This is a genomic window from Formivibrio citricus, assembly GCF_900115065.1.
GTDB classification, from domain to species: Bacteria; Pseudomonadota; Gammaproteobacteria; order Burkholderiales; family Chitinibacteraceae; genus Formivibrio; species Formivibrio citricus.
The window spans coordinates 113,150-119,299 of the sequence record NZ_FOVE01000009.1; the positions used below are offsets into that span (position 1 = coordinate 113,150).

General features: G+C 61.5%; 8 protein-coding genes. 2 read left to right on the plus strand and 6 right to left on the minus strand.

Annotation, left to right across the window (positions count from 1 at the left end; all coding sequences use genetic code 11):
• Nucleotides 1-27: 27 nt before the first annotated feature.
• Complete coding sequence (gene ubiA, locus BMZ36_RS07660; protein ID WP_091193908.1) at nt 28-852, minus strand: 4-hydroxybenzoate octaprenyltransferase; 825 nt, start codon at nt 850-852, stop codon at nt 28-30.
• 136 nt (nt 853-988) lie between these two features.
• Complete coding sequence (locus BMZ36_RS07665; protein WP_091193956.1) at nt 989-1,528, minus strand: chorismate--pyruvate lyase family protein; 540 nt, start codon at nt 1,526-1,528, stop codon at nt 989-991.
• Between BMZ36_RS07665 and bioF the strand changes: the two genes are divergently transcribed.
• Entirely contained in the window at nt 1,527-2,771 is a 1,245-nt protein-coding gene (gene bioF, locus BMZ36_RS07670; RefSeq protein ID WP_245747822.1) for an 8-amino-7-oxononanoate synthase, read from the plus strand. The genes BMZ36_RS07665 and bioF overlap by 2 nt on opposite strands.
• On the plus strand, nt 2,768-3,535 hold the full coding sequence (gene bioH / locus BMZ36_RS07675; RefSeq protein ID WP_091193915.1) for a pimeloyl-ACP methyl ester esterase BioH: 768 nt from the start codon (nt 2,768-2,770) through the stop codon (nt 3,533-3,535). Before bioF ends, bioH begins: the two co-directional genes overlap by 4 nt.
• Before the next feature lie 44 nt (nt 3,536-3,579).
• Here the strand turns inward: bioH and BMZ36_RS07680 are convergent, their stop codons facing one another.
• The 4 genes from BMZ36_RS07680 to grxC all read right to left on the minus strand — a co-directional run bounded on the left by BMZ36_RS07680 (nt 3,580) and on the right by grxC (nt 5,796).
• The gene (locus tag BMZ36_RS07680; RefSeq protein ID WP_091193918.1) at nt 3,580-4,572 is read right to left on the minus strand and encodes an NAD(P)H-dependent glycerol-3-phosphate dehydrogenase; all 993 of its coding nucleotides are present in this window, start codon (nt 4,570-4,572) and stop codon (nt 3,580-3,582) included.
• Nucleotides 4,569-5,015: an SH3 domain-containing protein gene (locus BMZ36_RS07685; RefSeq protein WP_245747827.1), complete on the minus strand. Its 447-nt coding sequence runs from the start codon at nt 5,013-5,015 to the stop codon at nt 4,569-4,571. Before BMZ36_RS07685 ends, BMZ36_RS07680 begins: the two co-directional genes overlap by 4 nt.
• On the minus strand, nt 5,008-5,472 hold the full coding sequence (secB, locus tag BMZ36_RS07690) for a protein-export chaperone SecB (RefSeq protein WP_091193924.1): 465 nt from the start codon (nt 5,470-5,472) through the stop codon (nt 5,008-5,010). The genes BMZ36_RS07685 and secB overlap by 8 nt, the downstream gene beginning before the upstream one ends.
• 66 nt (nt 5,473-5,538) lie before the next feature.
• Entirely contained in the window at nt 5,539-5,796 is a 258-nt protein-coding gene (gene grxC, locus BMZ36_RS07695) for a glutaredoxin 3 (RefSeq protein ID WP_091193961.1), read from the minus strand.
• Nucleotides 5,797-6,150 lie beyond the last annotated feature (354 nt).

Here is a 6,150-nt window from a genome sequence, read left to right on the forward strand (position 1 = left end):
TGAGCTCCTGTGTTTTTGAGCGGAAAATCATCCAAGCCAATAATCCCCCGCCAACCCCGCAAACACAATCGCTCCGATCCGGTTGTTGGCCAGAAACGCGGCAAAGCAGGCAGCGGGTTCGCGGTGGCGAATCCGGCGGTGTTGGTCGAATGCCAGCAACAGGCCCGCGACCAGTCCGGTGAAGTAAACCGGGCCACGTCCGTTCGATATGCCGATCCAGACCATCAACCCCAGGAACGCAGCATGGCAAGCCAGTACGGCGGCAACGTCGAAGCGGCCGAAGGTAATCGCCGAGGTCTTGATGCCGATTTTCAGGTCGTCTTCACGGTCGACCATGGCGTATTCGGTGTCGTAGGCCACGGTCCAGAACACGTTGGCGAGTAGCAGCCACCATGCCAGTGCCGGCACGCTGCCCGTCTGCGCCGCGAATGCCATCGGAATGCCGAAGCCGAATGCAATGCCGAGATACGCTTGCGGAATCGCGAAGAAGCGCTTGAAGAACGGGTAGCTGGCCGCGAGCAGTACGGCGGGGATCGAGAGCTGCAGCGTCAGCCGGTTGAGCGGCAAGATCAGCAGGAATGCAGCGATGGCGAGTGCGGCGGCGAGCCAGAGCGCTTCGCGCGGGGCGATTTCCCTGGCGGCGAGCGGGCGTGCCTGGGTGCGGGCGACGTGGCCGTCGAAATCGCGGTCGGCCCAGTCGTTGATCGCGCAACCTGCCGAGCGCATCAGGAAGGTGCCGAGTACGAAGATCAGCTGGATCAGCGGATCGGGGCGCCCGTTGCTGGCGAACCACAGCCCCCAGAGCGTGGGCCAGAGCAGCAGCAGGGTGCCGATGGGTTTGTCGAGCCGCATCAGGCGGATGTAGGCGGAAAGGCGTTGTCGAATCAATTTGGAACTCTCACCACTGAGTCACAGAGCCAGGGAGAAAACCATGATTGATGGTACTGCGAGCTGTGCTTCTGTGCATGATTCTCTGTGTCTCTGTGGTTCAAACGGTTTTGGGGTTTGTTGCGGGCAGAAACACCTCGGTTACCAGCAACCGGTCGCGCCCGGAAAAAAACACTGAACGCCGCGCCCACAACCGTGGCGGCAACGGGCCGGCTGCGAGTTTGGCCCTGCGCCAGAGTGGATGCCGGCGATCCACACGGCACCAGGCGAGCGGCGAGCGGGTAATGGTCGGATCGGCAAACAGCAGCGCGCCGAGCGGGCGCGATCCCGTACGTTCCAGCAGATGAAAACCGCCGCGCAAGGCTTGGCGCGGGGTCGCGCTGTGGGCAAAGACCAGCGGCACGTCGCCATCCAGCAGCAAAACCTCGCGGACGGCAGCGAATGCCTCAGGTCGTTGCAGACGGAGTTCACATAGCTCGTCGCGCACCGGGCGTTGCCAGCCTTGCCGCAACACGCGGACTCGAAGCGCCGGAAAGGATTTTTTCAGGCGCGCGGTGAGCGACCCGGCTTCGGTTAGCCATGGGTGCAAGGCGCGCGGCGCCAGGCAAAGCGGATGGCGCCAGAAGTGTGGTCTGGACATGGCCGGCATTATGCCACGCCTGCCGGGCGCGGTTTTGTTCGACAAGTCCGGTAGAATGGCGGCTTCAAGTGGCAGGCAATTCGACATGAAATATCTGGACGAAATTCGCAAGAACCTGGCCGAGCGCCGCGAGCAGGGGTTGTTCCGCCAACGTTCCGAACTGGAAACGCTGCAAGGTGCGCATATCCGTGTCGATGGCAAGGAATACATCAATTTCAGCAGCAACGATTATCTGGGGCTGTCGTCCAATCCCGAACTGATCGCGACCGCTCGGGCGGCGGCCGCGCACTGGGGCGTGGGCAGCGGGGCTTCGCATCTGGTGTGTGGGCATTTTTCCGCACATGAAAACTTCGAGCGCGATTTCGCCCGCTTTGTCGGCAAGCCGGCCGCGCTGTCTTTCTCGACCGGTTACATGGCCAACCTCGGCGTAATCAGTGCACTGGCCGGTCGCGGCGATGCCGTGTTTGCCGACAAGCTCAACCATGCTTCGCTCAACGATGCCTGCGTGCTGTCCCGCGCCGAGTTCAAACGCTATCCCCACAACGACATGGCTGCGCTGGAGCGCTTGTTGTCGGCGAGCACGGCATCGCACAAGCTCATCGTCAGCGACACAATCTTCAGCATGGATGGCGACATCGCGCCGCTCAAGGAACTGCTGGCGCTGGCCGAGCGCTACGATGCGCTGCTGTATCTCGACGATGCGCACGGCTTCGGCGTCCTGGGCAACGGGCGCGGGGCGCTGGCCGAGTTCGGGCTGTCTTCGCCTCGCCTGATCTATCTGGCGACGCTGGGCAAGGCAGCCGGCGTGTCTGGCGCCGCCGTCGCGGCGGAGCTGGACATCATCGACTGGCTGATCAATGCCGCTCGTTCCTATATCTACACCACGGCCGCGCCGCCGCTGCTGGCGGAAACGCTGTCGAAGAGTCTGGAGCTGATCGCCGAAGAAAACTGGCGCCGCGAACATCTGCAGCGCTTGGTGGCGCTGTTCCGCGAAGGCCTGTCGGACCATGCCGCGCGTCTGATGGAATCCAGTACGCCGATCCAGCCGGTGCTGGTCGAAACCAATGCCCAGGCCCTGCGCATGTCGGCCGCGCTCAAGGAGGCCGGTTTCTGGATCGCCGCGATCCGCCCGCCGACCGTGCCGACGCCGCGCCTGCGCGTGACACTGACCGCCGCGCACAGCGAGGACGACGTCAAGAATCTCGCCGCCTGCCTGCGCAAACTGCTGGAGGAAGCCGCATGAACCTGCATGTCGAAACCTTCGGGCGAGGCCCGGATGTGGTGCTGCTGCATGGCTGGGGAATGAACGGCGCGGTCTGGAAACAGACCGTTGAACGGTTGGCCGGTGAATACTGTCTGCATGTCGTCGATCTGCCCGGCCATGGCCGTAGCCCGGCCATCGAACCCGCATCTCTGGAGAAATGGGCCGAGGCGCTGGATCGGGCCTTCCCGCTGCCGGTGCATGTGCTGGGCTGGTCGCTCGGCGGCGAGCTGGCGATGCAGTGGGCATTGTCGGCGCCGCAAAAAATCCGCTCGCTGTCCCTGATCGCCTCCACACCCTGCTTTGCCCGGCGCGACGACTGGCCCTGTGCCATGGCGGCCGACACGCTGGCGCAGTTTTCGGTGCAGTTGCTGCAGGACTGGCGCGGCACGCTCAAGCGCTTCATCGGGCTGCAGGCGATGGGCGATGCCGCCGCCCGCGCCGTGGCGCGCGAATTGACGCAGGATCTGTTCGGTCACGGCGAACCGCAATTGGCAGCGCTGGAGAAGGGGCTTGAAATCCTGCGCGATGCCGACTTGCGTTCACGCGTGAACGAAATTGCTTGCCCGACGCTGCTGCAGTTCGGCGACAAGGACATGCTCTCGCCGATCAAGGCCGGGGAGTGGCTGGCAGCCACCTTGCCGCATTCCAGACTGGTCGTGCATGCCGGTGCGGCACATGCGCCGTTTCTCTCGCATCCGGATGCTTTTGTTTCCGCTCAGCGGGAGTTCTGGGCCGGAATGTAAAACGCCCTCCGGTGGAGGGCGTAGTGCAGGCATTCCCTGATGGATTATTGCTCCGATTCCATCTTCGGAGCCCGCTCCATCAGTTCGGCAAGCACGTCACGCGGCGGTGCCTGTTCAAACAACAAGCGGCACACGGCGCGAGTGATGGGCATGTCGATGCCCAGCTTCCCGGCCTGATCGCGCACTTCGCGCGCGGTCGGTACACCTTCGGCTACGTGCCCCAGACTGTGCAGAATATCGTCCAGACCTCGCCCTTCTGCCAGCATCAGACCAACCCGCCGGTTGCGCGACAAGTCGCCGGTCGCGGTCAGGATCAGGTCGCCTGCACCGGAAAGGCCGATGAAGGTTTCCGCTTTCGCTCCGAGCGCAACACCGAAGCGGGTCATTTCCGCCAAGCCGCGGGTCAGCAGCGCCGCACGGGCATTGAAGCCGAGCTTGAGTCCGTCGCACACGCCGGCAGCAATCGCCAGCACATTCTTGACCGCGCCGCCGATTTCCACGCCGACGATGTCGTCGCTTGCATACAACCGCAGGACATTCGAGTTGAGTTGCTCCGCTGTCCGGCGGGCAAACTCACCGTCCGACGAAGCCAGCGTGACGGCAGCAGGCAGACCTTGGGCAACTTCCTGGGCAAAACTGGGGCCGCTCAGCGTGCCGCGCGGAATGGATGCCTCCATCTCTTCGTCGGCGACCTGATGCGGAAGCTTCATCGAGCCCGCCTCCAGGCCCTTGCAAACCCAGATGAGCGGCGTCTTGCTGCCAAGCTGGCGCAAGTTGCACAGAGTCGGGCGCAGCCCGGCCATCGAGGTGGCGATGACCAGCAGCTCGGCTCCGTGAATGACTTCACTCAGGTCGCTGCTCAATCTCAGCGTTGCCGGCAGGGGAATGCCGGGCAGGTAGCGCTCATTGATTCCTTGTTGGCGGATCGCGTCGATTTCTTCCGGTTTGTAGGACCAGAGCGCGACATCGTGCCGTTCGGCAAAGCGAATGGCCAGTGCCGTGCCCCACGCGCCGGCCCCGAGAACGGCTATCTTCATAGACCCCAGATTTCCTCGATACGAACAAAACCGGTCAGCCCGTCGCGATGCTTGACTTTGAGCCAGCCGGTTTTGGTGTTTTCCAGCATTTCCAGAAGCAGGTCAGGCTCTGTCTTGAAAACGACGGCCGACTTGGCACTTGCTTCTCTGTGGACGCTGCCCGCCTTGATGACTTGCAGGTGGCGTTGCGCGGAAGCATCCTTTTTCTTGATCCAGGCAATCGAGCCTTTGTGGTCGCGCACGCGCAACCAATCGCCTTGTTCCACGAGCACTTCAAGCGGCGTGGCCCGGCTCAGGGTAAACAACTTGCGTCCCTTTTCCGACGGAGCCTCGTAAAGCACCACGCCATGCTTGGCGGCGGTCCTGAATTCGAGCGCCTGTGCAGCATGGGCGCACAAGGCCAATGCCGCAAACAGGCAGATTCCGCGCATGGCCTTAGGCATTGCCGGTGGCCTGGTCTTGTTGTGCTGCGTGTTGTTGCAAATAGATGGCCTCGAAGTTGACCGGTTGCAGCAATAGTGGGGCAAAACCAGCGCGTACGGTCAGGTCTGAAACGGCTTCGCGCAGGTAGGGGAAGAGTACGGTCGGGCAGCCGATACCCAGCAGCGCGTCCATGTCACCTTCCGGAACGTTCTCGATATGGAACAGGCCGGCTTGGGAAATCTCTACCAGGAACAGGGTGCGATCCTCGATCTTGGCTTGCGCAGTTGCCTTGAGCGATACCTCGTAGAAACCACCGTCAAACGCACGAGCCTCGTTCTGGAAGTTGACGTCGATCTGCGGGTCGGCTTGTTCCATGAAGCACATCGGGGTGTTCGGAGATTCCAGCGAGATGTCGGTGATATACAGTTTCTGGATGGAGAAGGTCGGCTGTACTGCTTGGGCTTGTTGTTCGCTCATGGCGATTCCTTGAAATTGGTTAGGTTGGGTATGAAAAACGTGGTGCGAATCATCGCACGACCAAGGCTACTTGCCCAGCAATGCATCCAGTTCTCCGGCGCGGTCCAGCGCGGCAAGGTCGTCGAACCCGCCCACGTGGCGGTCATCTATATATATCTGGGGAACAGTCCTGCGTCCGGTTCGATTCATCATCTCCTCGCGTCGCTCAGGGGCAAGGTCGACGCGGATCTTTTCGATCTCGGTGATGCCTTTGCTATTCAGTAACTGCTCAGCTCTTATGCAATAAGGGCAGGTGCCGGTGCTGTACATCAGGATATGAGGCATGTAGGACATCCCTTTTTATTGGTTTGACATGGATGTTAGTAGTCAGTCACGCAGGTTTGCGTGGATGCCGAGGCGCGCATCTGCGCCCCAGTCGCGCGAAGCGAACCGCAGCCATAGCAGGGCTATGGCGAGGATGAGCGACAAAGCGCATGGGGATGCAGGGCGTGACGAACATAGCAGAATCTGTGTGACTCTAGGTGCGGACAGAGCAAGAATAACTCAAGGGGAAGGCTGACGTATTGGAATGCCGGCTGTTTGCATATGTGATGCAAGCAGGCAGTATGCGGGAGCGCGAAAAACCAGTTACTGATAATTCAAAGGCTTAGCGGGTTTGTTTCGAAAATATTGCAGGAA

Excerpts from the sequence above, each read along its gene's own strand:
- ubiA (WP_091193908.1), bottom strand. The coding sequence starts at position 852 with ATGCGGCTCGACAAACCCATCGGCACCCTGCTGCTGCTCTGGCCCACG.
- bioF (WP_245747822.1), top strand. The coding sequence starts at position 1,527 with ATGGCCGGCATTATGCCACGCCTGCCGGGCGCGGTTTTGTTCGACAAG.
- BMZ36_RS07665 (WP_091193956.1), bottom strand. The coding sequence starts at position 1,528 with ATGTCCAGACCACACTTCTGGCGCCATCCGCTTTGCCTGGCGCCGCGC.
- bioH (WP_091193915.1), top strand. The coding sequence starts at position 2,768 with ATGAACCTGCATGTCGAAACCTTCGGGCGAGGCCCGGATGTGGTGCTG.
- BMZ36_RS07680 (WP_091193918.1), bottom strand. The coding sequence starts at position 4,572 with ATGAAGATAGCCGTTCTCGGGGCCGGCGCGTGGGGCACGGCACTGGCC.
- BMZ36_RS07685 (WP_245747827.1), bottom strand. The coding sequence starts at position 5,015 with ATGCCTAAGGCCATGCGCGGAATCTGCCTGTTTGCGGCATTGGCCTTG.
- secB (WP_091193924.1), bottom strand. The coding sequence starts at position 5,472 with ATGAGCGAACAACAAGCCCAAGCAGTACAGCCGACCTTCTCCATCCAG.
- grxC (WP_091193961.1), bottom strand. The coding sequence starts at position 5,796 with ATGCCTCATATCCTGATGTACAGCACCGGCACCTGCCCTTATTGCATA.